Origin of the sequence: Nocardia sputorum (assembly GCF_027924405.1) — a bacterium.
GTDB lineage: Bacteria > Actinomycetota > Actinomycetes > Mycobacteriales > Mycobacteriaceae > Nocardia > Nocardia sputorum.
Genome location: NZ_AP026978.1, coordinates 2883243 through 2897974, shown reverse-complemented (window position 1 = coordinate 2897974; position 14732 = coordinate 2883243). Strand labels below are relative to the sequence as shown.

15 protein-coding genes are annotated in these 14732 nt (G+C 68.4%); 5 read left to right on the top strand and 10 right to left on the bottom strand.

Annotated elements, in window-relative coordinates; all coding sequences use genetic code 11:
* Window positions 1–10: 10 nt before the first annotated feature.
* Both QMG86_RS13340 and QMG86_RS13335 read right to left on the bottom strand, forming a co-directional pair.
* Window positions 11–961: a M56 family metallopeptidase gene (locus QMG86_RS13340; RefSeq protein WP_281879827.1), complete on the bottom strand. Its 951-nt coding sequence runs from the start codon at window positions 959–961 to the stop codon at window positions 11–13.
* Window positions 958–1305 (bottom strand): BlaI/MecI/CopY family transcriptional regulator, encoded by a 348-nt coding sequence (locus QMG86_RS13335; RefSeq protein WP_051046519.1) that lies wholly within the window; start codon window positions 1303–1305, stop codon window positions 958–960. Before QMG86_RS13335 ends, QMG86_RS13340 begins: the two co-directional genes overlap by 4 nt.
* Before the next feature lie 160 nt (window positions 1306–1465).
* On the opposite strand from QMG86_RS13335, the gene dinB reads away from it, so the two are divergent.
* Window positions 1466–2707, top strand: coding sequence for a DNA polymerase IV (gene dinB, locus QMG86_RS13330; RefSeq protein WP_281879825.1), 1242 nt, complete (start codon window positions 1466–1468; stop codon window positions 2705–2707).
* 41 nt (window positions 2708–2748) lie between these two features.
* Here dinB and QMG86_RS13325 read toward each other — a convergent pair whose 3' ends face one another.
* The 5 genes from QMG86_RS13325 to QMG86_RS13305 are packed head-to-tail and all read right to left on the bottom strand — an operon-like array spanning window position 2749 to window position 7611.
* Window positions 2749–3627, bottom strand: a complete 879-nt coding sequence (locus QMG86_RS13325; RefSeq protein WP_281879824.1) for a phosphoribulokinase — start codon at window positions 3625–3627, stop codon at window positions 2749–2751.
* A gap of 11 nt (window positions 3628–3638) precedes the next feature.
* Window positions 3639–4715 (bottom strand): class 1 fructose-bisphosphatase, encoded by a 1077-nt coding sequence (locus tag QMG86_RS13320; protein WP_281879822.1) that lies wholly within the window; start codon window positions 4713–4715, stop codon window positions 3639–3641.
* Between the two features lie 15 nt (window positions 4716–4730).
* On the bottom strand, window positions 4731–5735 hold the full coding sequence (locus tag QMG86_RS13315) for an AAA family ATPase (protein ID WP_281879821.1): 1005 nt from the start codon (window positions 5733–5735) through the stop codon (window positions 4731–4733).
* Window positions 5725–6147, bottom strand: coding sequence for a ribulose bisphosphate carboxylase small subunit (locus QMG86_RS13310; RefSeq protein WP_281879820.1), 423 nt, complete (start codon window positions 6145–6147; stop codon window positions 5725–5727). Before QMG86_RS13310 ends, QMG86_RS13315 begins: the two co-directional genes overlap by 11 nt.
* A gap of 21 nt (window positions 6148–6168) precedes the next feature.
* Window positions 6169–7611 (bottom strand): form I ribulose bisphosphate carboxylase large subunit, encoded by a 1443-nt coding sequence (locus QMG86_RS13305; RefSeq protein WP_281879819.1) that lies wholly within the window; start codon window positions 7609–7611, stop codon window positions 6169–6171.
* A 150-nt stretch (window positions 7612–7761) separates the two neighbouring features.
* Here QMG86_RS13305 and QMG86_RS13300 point away from each other — a divergent pair, with 150 nt between their 5' ends.
* Window positions 7762–8631 (top strand): LysR family transcriptional regulator, encoded by an 870-nt coding sequence (locus tag QMG86_RS13300; RefSeq protein ID WP_281879818.1) that lies wholly within the window; start codon window positions 7762–7764, stop codon window positions 8629–8631.
* 65 nt (window positions 8632–8696) lie between these two features.
* Window positions 8697–9551: a class I SAM-dependent methyltransferase gene (locus QMG86_RS13295; RefSeq protein WP_281879817.1), complete on the top strand. Its 855-nt coding sequence runs from the start codon at window positions 8697–8699 to the stop codon at window positions 9549–9551.
* Between the two features lie 191 nt (window positions 9552–9742).
* Here the strand turns inward: QMG86_RS13295 and QMG86_RS13290 are convergent, their stop codons facing one another.
* The 3 genes from QMG86_RS13290 to QMG86_RS13280 are packed head-to-tail and all read right to left on the bottom strand — an operon-like array spanning window position 9743 to window position 13296.
* Window positions 9743–11311 (bottom strand): FHA domain-containing protein, encoded by a 1569-nt coding sequence (locus tag QMG86_RS13290; protein ID WP_281879816.1) that lies wholly within the window; start codon window positions 11309–11311, stop codon window positions 9743–9745.
* A complete protein-coding gene (locus QMG86_RS13285) occupies window positions 11308–11751 on the bottom strand; it encodes a hypothetical protein (RefSeq protein ID WP_281879813.1) in 444 nt (147 codons plus the stop codon). Before QMG86_RS13285 ends, QMG86_RS13290 begins: the two co-directional genes overlap by 4 nt.
* A 3-nt stretch (window positions 11752–11754) precedes the next feature.
* Window positions 11755–13296 carry a hypothetical protein gene (locus QMG86_RS13280; RefSeq protein ID WP_281879811.1) on the bottom strand — a complete coding sequence of 514 codons (1542 nt, stop codon included), beginning with the start codon at window positions 13294–13296 and terminating at the stop codon, window positions 11755–11757.
* 141 nt (window positions 13297–13437) lie between these two features.
* On the opposite strand from QMG86_RS13280, the gene QMG86_RS13275 reads away from it, so the two are divergent.
* Window positions 13438–13857, top strand: a complete 420-nt coding sequence (locus QMG86_RS13275) for an Rv3143 family two-component system response regulator (RefSeq protein ID WP_434085580.1) — start codon at window positions 13438–13440, stop codon at window positions 13855–13857.
* Window positions 13858–14344: 487 nt separating this feature from the next.
* Complete coding sequence (locus QMG86_RS13270) at window positions 14345–14725, top strand: NADH-quinone oxidoreductase subunit A (RefSeq protein WP_063020669.1); 381 nt, start codon at window positions 14345–14347, stop codon at window positions 14723–14725.
* The last annotated feature ends 7 nt before the right edge of the window (window positions 14726–14732 follow it).

The window sequence follows — 14732 nt, the reverse complement described above, 5'->3', positions numbered from 1 at the left end:
CTTCTCGTACTCAGCTCAGCAGCGCACCGGCGGCGGCCACCGTCGCGGCGGCCAGTGCCGACCCGGCGACCGTCATCGCGATCACGCCGAGCAAGGCGGTGCGGGTGGTGGCTCGCCGGATCGCGCCGACCGGGTCGGCCAGCCGCTCGGCGCGGGCCAGTACCGCCGTGCCCGCCGCCGCCAGCGCTCCCGGGGGCGCGGGCTCGACGATGCCCACGATCGCCAGCAGTCCGCCCAGCAGCGGCAGCGAACCGTGCTCGTCGGCGGCCTTGTCGTCGGCGCACATCTCCAGCAGCCGGGCGATCTCGGCCGCGCCGACGGTGAACAACCGCAAGCCCGGCAGCGTGGTGGCCACCGCGCGCAGCACCGCCGTCAACGCCGCGTGCCGGCCGGACAGGTGCGCGCGTTCGTGCGCGAGCACCGCGGCGAGTTGGTCGCCCTCCAGCGCTTCCAGCGCGGCCGTCGTGACGACGATGGTGTCGGGCTTTCCCGGCACGCAGTACACCTGCCGTTCCGGCGACTCCAGCACGACCGCGCCGATACCCGGCACCGGCCTGCCGACCAGGCGGACTGCCCGCGCATGGACGCTGGTACGCCTGCGCATGTCCACGACGACACCCACCGCGCGCGCCACCAACGCGAACGTGCCCGCGGCCACCAGCGCCGCCACCGCGAACGTCGCCGCCCGACCGGCCGCGGCACCGTGCACGTGCATGGGAGACCACAGGAACGAGGCGCACGCGCTCAGCGCGTCCTTCGGGTGTCCCCAGTAGGTCGCGAACTCGACCGTCACGACCGCCGCCGCGATTCCCCAGGCGCTGAGCGCACCGATGATCGCGACCACCCAGGCGGTCACACCCAGCCGCGGCGCGATGCCGCGGTGGGTCAGACTGCGCAGGACGGGCGGACCGAAGGTCGCCACGACGCCGCCGTACAGCGTCAGCGCGATGGCCAGGCTCACGGCACTTCTGGTGACTTGCGCGCCGCCAGTCTGCGTAGCGCGGCACGCAACCCGGCCGATTCCTCGGCGCTGATCCGGTCGACGAAATGACTGAGCACCAGGTCCGATCGTCCGCCGGAACCGAGCGCTTCCAGCATGAGCCGGGCGCTGTGCTCTTCCCTGGTGAGGGTCGGCCAATATCGATAGGCCTTACCGGCGCGTTCGCGCGCCAGCCAGCCTTTCCGATGCAGATTGTCCATGGTCGACATCACCGTCGTATAAGCGATGTCGCGCTGAGCCGACAGTTCGTCGAAGATCTCGCGCACCGTTGTGTCCTCTGCGTCCTGATCCCAGATGCGGTCCATGATCACCGCCTCCAAATCCCCGAATCCACGCACCGTACCGACTCCCTCATCCGCGCTGTGCCCCGTCGTGGGAACAGGTTACCGGCTGGGATGAGTTACTACGGAGGCAACCAGTAGATCCGCGCAGGCCACCCGGACTGTCGGACCGCCGTGCGAACATATGTTCGTGTCCGATGCGCCCGTCTCCCGACCCGGTCGACCCCGGATACTCGCGCGCCCGGAGGCATCGATCCTGCATGCCGATCTCGACTCGTTCTATGCCTCGGTCGAGCAGCGCGACGACCAGAGGCTGCGCGGCAAACCGGTGATCGTCGGCGGCGGCGTGGTCCTGGCCGCCAGTTACGAGGCGAAGGCGTTCGGCGTGCGCACTCCGATGAACGGTGGGCAGGCGCGCCGGTTGTGCCCGCACGCGATCGTGGTGCCGCCGCGCATGTCCGCCTACGCGGAGGCGAGCAAAGCCGTCTTCGAGATCTTTCGCGACACCACGCCGGTCGTGGAAGGCATTTCCATCGATGAGGCGTTTCTCGACGTCGGCGGGCTGCGCCGGATCGCGGGCGAACCGGTGGCCATCGCGACGCGGCTGCGCGCGGAAGTCCGCGACCGGGTCGGCTTGCCCATCTCCGTGGGGATCGCCCGCACCAAATTCCTCGCCAAGGTGGCCGGCGCCGTCGCCAAGCCCGATGGCTTGCGGCTGGTGCCGCCGGACCGGGAACTGGACTTCCTGCACCCGCTCCCGGTCGAAAGGCTCTGGGGCGTAGGCGATGTCACCGCGCGGACGTTGCACGAGCACGGCATCACCCGGGTCGGTCAGGTGGCGGAGCTGGGTGAGCGCCCGCTGCGGGCGATCCTCGGGCCCGCCGCGGCCCGCCATCTCTACGCCCTGTCCTGGGCGCGTGACCCGCGCCGCGTCGAGACCGGCAGGCGGCGGCGCTCGATCGGCGCCCAGCGCGCCCTCGGCCGCAAGCATCGTCCCCCGGACGAGATCGAGGCCTACCTGCACGGGCTCACCGATCGGCTGGGCAGGCGGCTGCGCGCCGCCGAGCGGGTCTGCCGAACCGTGGTGCTGCGTCTGCGTTTCGATGATTTCGCCCGGGCCACCCGCTCACATACCTTGGCCGAAGCCACCGATCACACCGAGACGATTCTGCCCGCTGCCCGCAGCCTGCTCACCGGCGCGATGCCGCTCATCCAGGAACGCGGCCTCACCCTGATCGGCCTGGCGCTGACCAACCTCGACGATGCCGACGCCGTGCAGCTCACCCTGCCTTTCGAGGCCCGCGCCGCCAACACCCTCGACGCGACCCTCGACGACCTGCGCCGCCGCTTCGGCTCCGCCGCCGTCACCCGCGCCGCCCTCCTGCATCGCGGCGAAGGCATGTCGGTCCCGCTCCTGCCCGACTAGTCCTGTGGCCCTCCTCCTACCCGTTCGCCACCCGCGACCGCTCAATACGCCCGTTTCGGCCGCTTGTCCATCAACCGCAGGATCAGCGGCGTGAAGATGAGCTGCATCGCCAGCTCCATCTTCCCGCCGGGCACCACGATGCAGTTCGTCCGCGACATGAACGAGTCGTGCAGCATCGACAGCAGATAGGGGAAGTCGATCACCTTCGGGTCGGCGAAGCGGATCACCACGAAGCTCTCGTCCGCCGTCGGAATGCTGCGCGCGATGAACGGATTGGACGTGTCCACGGTCGGTACCCGCTGGAAGTTGACGTAGGTGCGGGAGAACTGCGGGCAGATGTAGGTCACGTAGTCCGGCATGCGGCGCAGGATCGTGTCGATCACGGCCTCGCTGGAGTAGCCGCGCTCGGTCTTGTCCCGGATCACCTTCTGGATCCACTCCAGGTTGATGATCGGCACGACGCCGACCAGCAGATCGGTGTAGCGGGCCACGTCCACGGTGGCGGTGACCGCCGCGCCGTGCAGGCCCTCGTAGAACAGCAGGTCGCTGCCGGGCGTCAACTCCTCCCACGGCGTGAAGGTGCCCGGCTGCTGACCGTATGGTTTGGCCTCGGCCTCGTCGTGCAGGTACCGGCGCACGGTCCCGACGCCGGTCTCGCCGTAGTCGCGGAACAGCGTCTCCAATTCCTTCAGTAGGTTGGCTTCCTCGCCGAAGTGCGAGAACCGCACATTGCGGTTCTGCTCGGCCTCGGCCATGGCCAGTTTCATCTCATTGCGGTCGTAACGGTGGAACGCGTCGCCCTCGACGATCGCCGCGTCGATTCCTTCGCGGCGGAAGATCTCCTGAAACGTCCGGGTCACGCTGGAAGTCCCCGCCCCGGAGGACCCGGTGATGGCGACGACCGGGTGCTTGGCCGACATGGTTCTCCTCTTCAGCGCTGGGCCGGACGAAACAGCGACCGCCTGCCGAACAGCGAGCTGTCGAAGCTGGGTCCCTCATCCGGCTCGCGGTGATACCGCTCGATGCGCTCGACTTCGTTGCGGGAGCCGAAGATCAGCGGCACCCGTTGGTGGACGTCGCCGGGCAGCACTTCCAGCACCCGTTCGCTTCCGGTGGTCGCCGCGCCGCCGGCCTGTTCGACGATGAACGCGATCGGATTGGCGCCGTAGAGCAACGCCACCCGCCCCGGACGCGCGGGCGGGCGGGTATCACGCGGATACAGGTAGACCCCACCGCGGGTGAGGATGTGGAAGGTGTCCGCGACCAGCGAGGCCACCCAGCGCATATTGAAGTCCCGCTCCCGCGGACCGTCCACGCCGTCCAGGCATTCCTGCACGTAGCGGCGCACCGGGCGCTCCCAGAATCGCTCGTTGGCCGCGTTGATCGCGAAACCGGACGTGTCCTCCGGGATGCGCATCCGCGGGTGGGTCAGCACGAAGGCGCCGATCTCCCGGTCCAGCGTGAACCCGTCCACCCCGCTGCCGGTCGTCAACACCAGCATGGTCGCCGGGCCGTACAGGGTGAAGCCCGCGCATACCTGCTCGACCCCTGGTTGCAGGAAGTCGTCCGCGGCCGGGCCGCTGCCGGGCGCGGGCATACGCAGCACGCTGAAGATGGTGCCCACCGGAAGGTTCACGTCGATGTTCGACGAACCGTCCAACGGATCGAACGCCAGCAGATACTTCCCGCGCCGATGCGTCGCGGGCACCGGATGGATCTCACTGATCTGTTCGGAGAGCAACGCCGACAGATGCCCCGTCCACTGCGTTTCGGCGACCATGATGTCGTTGGCGATCGCGTCCAGTTTGCGATGCACCGTCGGCGGCAGGTTGTCCGGCTCCGAGGCGCCCAACGATCCGACGATCGCGCCGCGGGTGACCTGATTGGCGACGATCTTCGTCGCGGTCGCGATGACGTTCACCAGCCCGGAGAACTCGCCGGACGAGCCGGGATGCCGATGCTCCTGCTCGATGGTGTAGCGGGTGAGGGTCTTCAATCCTTCTGGCATGGCGGCTCGATCTCGTCACCGGCGGGCTCGCGCGGTCGGCTCGGGGTCGGTGAACACGCTGCTGCCGTAGACATCGCGGTCGGTCAGCGTGATCAGATCGGTCTTGGTCAACGGCCTGCGCAGTTCGACGAGACGCTTGGCCTGCCGCAACCGGCAGCGGTCCAGCGCATTGCGCACGCTGCGCGCGTTGGAGAAGCGCGGACGAGCCATCCGGCGTTCCAGGTACTCCCCGAACGCGGTCCGCGCCGCGTCCTCGAAATGGAAGTTCTCCGCGGCCACCATGAGTTCGGCGATGGCCAGCAGTTCCGCCTGGGTGTAGTCGGCGAACTCCAGGTGATGGGCGACCCGCGAGGACAGGCCCGGATTGGCGGAGAAGAAGCGGTCCATCCGGTCGGGATATCCCGCGAAGATCACCACCAGGCTGGCGCGCTCGTTCTCCATCTCCTGCAACAGGATCTCGATCACCTCCTGCCCGTAGTCGCGTTCGTTCTCCGGCCGGAACAGGTAGTAGGCCTCGTCGATGAACAGCACACCGCCCGCCGCTTTGGCCAGCGCCTCCTTGGTCTTCGGTGCGGTGTGCCCGATGAACTGGCCCACCAGATCGTCTCGCGTGACGGTGTGCACCTTCGGTTTGCGGATGTAGCCGAGTGCGTGCAGCATTTGCGCCATCCGCAGCGCCACCGTCGTCTTGCCGGTCCCCGGCCCGCCGGTGAAGCTCATGTGCATGGTTGGCCGCGACGAGGTCAGCCCGAAACGCTGCCGCGCGCGGTCGATCAGCAGCAGCGCCGCGATCTCGCGGACCCGCCGCTTCACCGGGGCCAGCCCGATCAGTTCCGCGTCCAGTCTGCGCAGCGTCTCCTCGACATCGTGGCCCGCGATGTCGGCGGACAGATCCAGCACCGCGTCCTCGCCCAGAATCTCCGGCTCCTCCGGTTCGGCGGGCGCCGTCCGCACCGCGCCGGGGACGTCGGCCCCCGGGCGGTGCAGACGGAATCCGGAGCCGTTGCGCTCAGCCGCCATACCGGTCTCCCGGGCGGACGGTCGTCGCATACGAGTGCAGACCGTACTTCTGCCTGCGGTCCGGCCCTTCGGTGCGAGTCAGCACGAAGCCGGGCTCGTCGGGCGGCCGCTGTACCAGGAAACTCAGCGCCGTCGTCTGCCTGGTGTAGCGGGCGTCATAGGCCAGCACCCGCACGTAATGGCGCGGAAAGGTGGCCCGGCAGGCGTTGATCTCGGCCAGCACGCCGTCGGGCTCATCGAGATCGAACAACGGCAATCCCCACATCTCCCAGTAGGCGTTGCGCGGATGCGGATCGTCGGTGTACTCGATGGACACCGGCCAGTTGTTCAGCAGCGCGTAGCGCACCTGGGCGGCGATCTGCTCGTCGGTCAGCGGCGGCAGGTAGCAGAACGTTCCGTGCCTGAGATACATCGGTGAGTCCTTCCGGGATGGTCAGCGGCTGGCCGTCGGCACGGCGTCCGGCGCGTCGGTGGAGGTGTAGTCGAAGGTGACGTCGCCCCAGGTCGCCAGGGCTACATCGAGCGGACGGCAGATCTCGGCCGCCTTGCGCAACACCTCGGGCCCCTCCTTCAGCAGGTCGCGCCCTTCGTTGCGGGCCTGCACGACCGCCTCCAGGGCGACCCGGTTCGCCTCCGCCCCCGCGGCGATGCCGAGCGGGTGCCCGATGGTGCCGCCGCCGAACTGCAGCACCACGTCGTCACCGAAGAGGTCGAGCAGCTGATGCATCTGCCCGGCATGGATGCCGCCGGAGGCCACCGGCATCACGCCGGGCAGGCTCGCCCAATACTGGTCGAAGAAGATCCCGTTGGCCGGCTCGGTCCGGATGTGGTTCTCCCGCAAGGTGTCGTAGAACCCTTTGGTCGTCGCAGGATCGCCCTCCAGTTTTCCCACCACGGTGCCCGCGTGCAGATGGTCGACGCCGATCAGCCTGCACCACTTGGCCAGCACCCGGAAGCTGACGCCGTGCGTCTTCTGCCGCGTGTAGGTGGAATGCCCCGCGCGGTGCAGGTGCAGCAGCACGCCGTTGCGGCGCGCCCAGTGCGACATCGACTGCATCGCGGTGAACCCGACGGTGAGATCCATCATGATCACGACGCTGCCGAGTTCTTTGGCGAATTCCGCCCGCTCGTACATCTCCTCCATCGACGCGGCGGTCACATTCAGGTAGTGACCTTTGATCTCGCCGGTTTCGGCCATCGCGCGGTTGACGCCCTCCATCGCGAACAGGTAGCGGTCGCGCCAGCGCATGAACGGCTGCGAGTTGATGTTCTCGTCGTCCTTGGTGAAATCCAGGCCGCCTTTGCACGCCTCGTAGATCACCCGCCCGTAATTGCGGGCCGATAGCCCGAGTTTCGGTTTCACCGTCGCGCCCAGCAGCGGCCTGCCGTATTTGTTGAGATATTCGCGTTCCATCACCGTGCCGTGCGGCGGCCCCTGGAACGTCTTCACGTAGGCCACCGGAATGCGCATGTCCTCCAGCCGCAGCGCCAGCAACGGCTTGAACCCGAACACGTTGCCGATGATCGAGGAGGTCAGGTTGGTGATCGATCCCTCCTCGAACAGGTCGAGATCGTAAGCGACATAGGCGAAGTACTCCCCCGGCCGTCCGGGGACCTCATCGATGCGGTAGCACTTCGCCTGATAACGCGAGTGCGCGGTGAGCCGGTCGGTCCACACCACCGTCCACGTCGCCGTGGAGGACTCGCCCGCCACCGCGGCGGCGGCCTCGATCGGGTCGACGCCGCGCTGCGGGGTCACCCGGAACACGGCGAGCACGTCGGTTTCCGACGGCTGATAGTCCGGCGCGTAATACCCCATCGAGGCATAGGATTGGACACCCGGATCCCAGCGGTCGCGTTCGATTTCTTCGGCCATCGTTCCTCCTGCTGTGCCACTGCGGGACACCCGCACCCGGGCGAACGGGCGTGCCTTGGGATTTCCAGGATGACGGGCCGGATACCGACAAACAATTTGATTGTTCCTCGCGATACTCAACATTTTCGTTGAGTTTGTTACCGTCGTTCGATGGGTATGGTGAGCGCGGCTCGGATGGAAACCTTCCTGGCCGTCGCCCGCCACGGCAGCATTCGCCGCGCCGCGGCCCAACTGCACATCACCGAGGCCGCCGTCTCCGCGGCCGTCGCGCACATCGAGAAACAGCTCGGCGCCGAGCTCGTCGCCAAGGCCGGGCGCGGCATCATGCTCACCGAGTCCGGTCGCGTCTACGCCGAGTACTGCCGCGGCATCCTCGGGTTGATGAAGGAGGCGCAGGCCGCGGTGCGCCGCGCCGAGACCGGGCGCCTGCGGATCGGCGTGGTCGCCACCGCGGGCGAATACGTCCTGCTGCGGCCGCTCGCCTCGTTCCGCCGCCGGTTCCCCGACATCGAGCTGAGCCTGTCGGTGCACCCGCGCGACGCGCTGTTCCTCGAATTGCAACATCACGAAACGGATCTCGTCATCGCGGGCCGCCCGCCTCGGGACACCGGGCTGGTGGTGCGCGCTCGGCGGCCGAGCCGCCTGGTCGTGGTCGGACTGCCGGAACTCGACCCACTGCACACCACATGGCTGCTGCGCGGGCGCGGCTCCGGTACCCGGGAGGCCACCCTCGGCCTACTGGAGCAACTCCGGATCGAACCGCCCACGCTCACCCTCGGATCCCACGGCGCGGTCCTGGCCGCCGCGCGAGAAGGATTGGGCGTCACACTGATCCACAGCGATGCCATCTCCCAGGACCTGGAGAACGGCGTGCTGCGCGTCCTCCCGGTCGAAGGCACCCCGCTGGACCGTCCCTGGCATGCCATCACCACCCGCACTCCGACGCCGACCACCCGCCTGTTCCTCGCCCATCTGCTCGACCCCGCCGAGGTCGGCTCCGACGCCTTTCATTCCCATTGATCGGCTCCCCGGCGCCGAACGACCGGTGCGGGGTTCCGCTGGACAGATGTGACAGACTGGCCCGCATGACCCGAGGGGACATACCGTCCAACGTGTCGGACACCGCGCGCTGGGTCGCGGCCTACCGGGCGCGCGAGACGACACGCCCGGACGCACTGTTCCACGATCCGCTCGCCGACCTGCTGGCCGGAGAACGCGGCCATGCCATCGCCGACAGCGCACCCCGAATGATGCGGGGCGGGTGGCCGATCGTCACCCGCACCAAGCTGATCGACGATCTCGTCACGAAAGCGGTCGCCGAGGGCTGCGACCGGGTCCTCAACCTCGCGGCCGGTCTGGACACCCGCCCCTATCGGCTGGATCTACCGCCCGAGCTGCTCTGGATCGAGGCGGATCTGCCGGGAATCGTCGCGGAGAAGGACGACGCGCTCGCCGATCAGACGCCGCACTGCGTGCTCATCCGCCGAGCGGTCGATCTCGCCGACCCCGATGCCCGCGCGAAGTTCCTCGACGAGGCGCTCGGCGCGATCGGCCCGGCCACCGCCCCCGCGTCGAAGGCCTTGGTGCTCACCGAGGGCCTGCTGATGTACCTCGACCCTCCGACGGTCACCGATCTGGCGAACGCCCTGGCCCGCCCGGAGATCGCCTGGTGGTTGCTCGACCTGAGCCTGGGCATGAAGAAGATGCGTTCCGGCGACACCTTCGCCAACGCGCCGATGAAATTCGAGCCCCCCAACGGCGTCCGCTTCTTCGAAGACCTCGGCTGGCAGCCGATCGAACTGGAAAGCCTGCTGCTGCACGCCCGCAAATTCCACCGCGCACCCTGGTACCTGCGCCCGTTCACCTATCTGCCGCAGCCCGACCCACGCAAACCCATGCGCAACCCGTGGTCGGGCATCATCCGTTTCCGCCACACCTGAGCGGGACGATCGAGCAGCGGTGGTCGCTTCTCCTCAGCTTGTGGTGCCGAAGTAGGCCGGGAGGCTCGCTATGTCGGGCCTCCCATCGGAGGCGAGATTCGCACTGGTCAACCAACGACAGCAAACGCGAGCCCTGTCGTGTGGCGGAATGACCGACACGGTGAGCGACCGCTCGACGTGCCGATCCGCAGCTACAGCTGGCCGTGTGGGGAGTCGAAGGTCAGGACGCGTCCGCCCAGTTGGATCTGGGCGCCGGGCGCGAGGGTGACCGGCCGGCCGGGGACCGCACGCACCCAATCCTGCCGTCCGGGATGACGGATGTGGGTGCCGTTGGTGGAGCCGCCGTCCACGACGGTGACGTCCCAGTCGACGAGACGGATCTCCGCGTGGGCCCGGGACATTCCACCCGAGCTGTCCTCCAGCCGCAGCGGGCGAGCGCCACGCGCGACGGCCTCGGCATACTCCGGCTCGCGTCCGAGCACGCAGTCGCTGTCCAGCACGAACGACGTGCCGTCGTCCAGGAGCAGCACGCCCAGCGGGGGACGCACCCCCTCGCTCAGCACGCAGGTGAGCTGATCCATCCGGATGCCGCACACCGCGCAGAAGGACACCCGCGGATCGTTGTGATGACCGCGGGCGCACTGGAAGCCGTGCACGATCACCCGATGTCCCAGCGTGTTCGAACCGGTCGACCCGAGCGCGGCCGCGACGACCTCGGCCGAGGGCACCACCGTCTCGGCGAGATTCGCGTCGTTGGCGATCGCGTGGTCCCGGTCGGTGCGGTGCGCGGGCCGCGCCGGTCCCTGGTCCGGTCGCGGCGGTATCGGCTGCGCCACCGGGGGTGTCACGCCCGGGCCCGGCGTGGCCCCGGGCGCCGCTGCCCGAAGATCGACTTCCGTTGCGGCGTCGACGGAATCCTCGCCTTTGCGCAGGCTCGGCGCCGGCCGCGGCTGCGCTCCTGACGCCTGCTCCGCTTCGGGACGGTGCGATGGCGGCGCCTGAGGTGCGGCGGATCCCGCGGCCGCCGCGGGGTCTTGTATCAGCGGAGCAGGGACCGAATGCGGTGTCGACACCGCCGGCGGCTCGACGTGCTGCGGCTCCTCGATCCGCGGCGGTTCGGGTGCCGGAACCGGCCGGGGCGCGGGCGGGGCTTGCCACGCGGCTCCCGCCTGAGGTCGCCGCCCGGGTTCGCCGACGCCGTGGGTCTCCGGTTCGCCGAGGTTCGCTTCCAGCGACGTCCCGGACCACAGCACCGCGCCCGACCCCGGTGCGGTTCCCTCGCCGAGCGCGAAGATACCGCGCCCCGGTAGCGACTCCGCGGTCCATCCCGCCTCGTCAACGAACAACCCCGCGCCGATGCCGGGTGCGGGCGTCACCATGCGGTCGACGGTGAATCCGGCGTCCCGGCCGCGCAGCACCTCCGTGTGGCCCGCGCCGGCGAGGACAGCGGTGACGCCACCGTGCAGGAAAACCGCGAGACCGTTGTCCGCCGGTGTGATCACGCCGAATTCGACCTCGTCCTCCTCGCCGTGGGCCAGCCCCATCAGCCAGGTCGTGGCCAGCCGCGCCACCGCGCGCCCACTGCGACTCCGGTCCCGCGCGACGGCCTCGCGCACGATGTCCAGCAGCGCACCCATCGTCCGGGCCGCCACCGTGTCCGCCGTGACGACGCCGTCGCCGCGGTGCGCGACCACCACAACGGCACCGCTCGCGCTCGCCACCAGGTGGGCGCCGGGCAACACCTCGATCTGCGCGTTCACAGGAACCGGCCGCCTTGGAAGCGCCACCGGTGGAACACCACCCGCATCGGGCCATTGACGATGAGCCAGAAGACGATCCACGTGATGACGAACTGGATTCCGAACGCCACGAGCGACGGACGCAGATGTCCGGGCAGTACCACCGTGGTGTAGCGCACGAGGACCCACATCAGCGCCCCCTCGTTGACGATGGTGACGAAACCGAACAGGGTCGGCCAGTCCTTTTCCCAGCGGAACTGCTGCAGGAAATGGTAGAGCAATTCCCACAGCACACCGACCAGAACGGTGCCCAGCAGAACCGACAACGTCACCCGGTACGCCTGGCCGACGCTCAACGAACCGGTCGGCAGAAACGGGGTGATGACCAGCGCGACGACGAAGCCGATCACGCTCAGCGCGAGGAGACGGGTCTGGATTCGCCCGTTCAAGGTAGGAAGCATCGCTCAGATCTTCTCGTTCGTAACCCACAGCCACCATTGCCGCGTGGAGCGCAGCGGACCCATCCTGCGGCAGAACCCGACCGCGGCCAGATCGTCGGCGATCTCCTGCGCGGCGATCTGCAGGCCGAGGAAGGTGTCCACGCCGACGAACGGCCCGCCGAGCGTCGCGCTTCCGGAGGCGTACATCCGGCCCGTGCCGCTCCGGGTGCCGATCAGCTCGAAGGTTGTCTCCACGTCCAGCCTGCCGAGCGGATTGCGCCCGGCGCCCGCATGGTCCAGCAGGTCGGCCAGCAGCCGGTGCTCGCGGATATCGGCTTCCAACCCCGTGCAGTCGATGATGTAGTCGACGGTGGTGTCGAACGGTTGCGTCGGCGGCGGAAACGGCAGCGGCGCGGAGGTGTCCGGGAGAATCGTCGCGACCACCCCTTGGCGGCCCCCAGCGGGACGCGGAGCCCGCATCGTGCCCGCCATCACCTGGTACCAGCCTTCTCGGCGGCCGCGGCGCAGTTGTTCCTGCCAGTTGTCTCGGATCGGGGTATTGGTGCCCGAGATCTCCTTGTACGCCCGCGCCCGTTCCTCGCCTTGCAGTCGCCGCACCTTCTGCTTGAGCTGACCGCCCCACACCGACTTCGGATAGTTGAAGCCCTGGTAGGCCCACCCGTCGCCGCCCTTGCGCCGGCTGAAGATGTTCTTGCCGTGCGGGCCGGCGATATAGGTACGGAACAAGTGCAGGATCCTGGTGTCGAGCCGGTGGGCGTCCCGATCGTCGATGAGCCGCTGCAGGACGCGGCTGGCCACGATCCCGCTGCCGCGGATGAGCACGGTGCCGGGACGACGCTGCAGCGCCTGGTAGACGTGCTCGTGCGGCTCGTAGGCGTTGACCACGCGCGTCGGATCACGATGGGTCTCGCGGTACTCCTGCAGGTCCGGCAGCAGTTTCAGACCCGGATAACCCACCGCGACGTGCACATACGTGCTGCGGAAAGCCACCCGTTTGGTCGGCGTCGAACCCGCGGGCGGGGTGAGGACGGTGAAGTATCCACCACCGTGGCGCTTGCGGACCATCCGCACGTGGCCGCGGTGCAGGGAGCGGGCGTAACCGATGCGGTGGAACTCCCGCTCCATGGCGGCGAACGCCTGACCCGCGCGCGGGGTGTAGTAGTTCGCGAAGATCGGTTCGGCGAAGACGTTCCACAGCGGCTCGAGCGAGCGGTCCGCGATGGCCTCCCGTACCGCGTAGGACGGGAAGCCCCAGATGTTGTCCGGCGTCGAGGCCGAGTCGCTGCGCAGGCGCTCGCCGCGGGGAATCTGCGAGACCCTGGTCAGGTATTCGTAGGACGCCCAAGGGTGCTCCTGTGGACCGAGCACCGCCATCGACTCGGCGGGCACGCCGAAAATCCGGAGGGTGTCGTAGGTGACGAACGACCCGATTCCGCTGCCGATGGTCACGAACGGTACGTCGACCACCGGAATCCCTGCGCTGCCCAGCATTTCATCGGTCCACACGTCGGTGTCGACGAGGGCCTGCGTGATATCTCCCCGCATTGGCCGGACTTTACCGGCAGATTCTTATCAACTGCTTGCCATCGGCTTTCGCCGGACGACTCCGCCGGTGACGCGCGGTGCACGACGCGCGCGGACGATCTGCGCCGAACCTGCCACGCGGTCCGCCCTCGCGGACGTACCATGCCGTTCGTGGCCGATTCTCCTCGTTCCACCCCGCTGCGGGTTCTCGTGTACAGCAATGACGCCGACACCAGGCGCCAGGTGATGCAGGCCTTGGGCAAGCGTCCGAGCCCGGAGTTGCCGGAGTTCGAGTACCTCGAGGTCGCCACCGCCCCCGTGGTGATCGCGCAGATGGACGCCGGAGGCATCGACTTGGCCGTGCTCGACGGCGAGGCGAGCCCGGCCGGCGGACTGGGCATCGCCAAGCAGTTGAAGGACGAAGTCGATCCGTGCCCGCCCCTGCTCGTGCTCACCGGCCGCCCCGACGACGCCTGGCTGGCCAGTTGGTCGCGTGCGGAGGCCGCGGTGGCGCATCCGATCGATCCGCTCCGGCTCACCGAGGCCGTCGTCGCACTGTTGCGCAGTCGCTCCGCGGCCTGATCCGGAGTCGCGCCCGCCCCGGACAACCACGGGAATTCATAGCGATCATGAATTAGTTCCATCGCGTGCGTTGTCGCGCTCCAGCACCACGACAAGACGCTTCCAACCCCCTTTTTCCGACGCTCACGGTCACCGCCGAGCTGTCGCCGTCCCCGACTCCGAACCCGGTCGGGACCACATTTGACGTCGCACTACGCGACACACCGACGCCGCCAACTGACCGTTCACCCAACGTCCCGGGCGCCCGCGTCGGATTACCCCCGTTTCGGTCATAAATGCTTGTACTGAATTCGATCAAACGGCGGCACCAAACCCGCTGCGGAGCACTCTTTCGGTTGTAGGCTGTGCCGTACCTCACAAGGAAGCGGATCAGGGAATGACCGGTTCCGGGTGGAGCCGAGGGCGAGTCTGGCCGAGGCGGACAACGACGTCAGCCCGCCTCGGACGCTGTTGTCAGCTGCAGCTCGCAAGGAGGGGAAGTGCAGTCGTGAATATCGAGGTGCCGACGCTCGTACTCGGCGCGATCGCGGCGGCGTTCGCGCTGTTCTCCATCGTCCTCTCGGCCCTGGTCGGCCCGAAACGGCGCAACCGGGCGAAGCTGGAACCCTACGAATGCGGGATCGAACCCACCCCGCATGCCGTGGCCGGCGGGCCGGGAAATGTTACCGGACAACGCTTTCCGGTGAAGTACTACCTCACCGCGATGTTGTTCATCATCTTCGACATCGAGATCGTGTTCCTCTACCCGTGGGCAGTCCACTTCGATGCGCTCGGTCTCTTCGGTCTGGCCGCGATGGCGTTGTTCATCGTCAACGTCTCGGTGGCCTACGCCTACGAGTGGAAGCGCGGCGGTCTCAGCTGGGACTGAATGCCGC